1 protein-coding gene is annotated in these 271 nt (G+C 57.2%); it reads right to left on the reverse strand.

What is annotated here, in order from left to right; translation table 11 throughout:
- The coding region (locus tag SB659_RS19555) for a hypothetical protein (protein WP_410551605.1) at positions 1-242 on the reverse strand (242 nt) is incomplete at its 3' end.
- Positions 243-271 lie beyond the last annotated feature (29 nt).

Raw genomic sequence — 271 nt, forward strand, 5'->3', positions numbered from 1 at the left:
ATCCGGTAGCCGACGAGCCTGGTGACACCGTCGACAGGCGATGCCGATATGTAGGTGCCCGCCGTTGCCTTTCGCATATAGTCGGTGAAAAGCACGTAGTTGCCGAGATCAACCACATCTCTTGCTTCGGGATGCCTGGCGATCAGTTTTCCGTCACGTCGAAAGAAGCTGACTGTCGAACCTGCTCCGAGGGATGCGGCATCCCATATCGCCCGCAGCATCCCGGCATCGAAGGCAAGCACGGCAACACCTGTAAAAATCCGGTTACGCT

Source organism: Arthrobacter sp. SIMBA_036, from assembly GCF_046535135.1.
Taxonomy (GTDB): domain Bacteria; phylum Actinomycetota; class Actinomycetes; order Actinomycetales; family Micrococcaceae; genus Arthrobacter.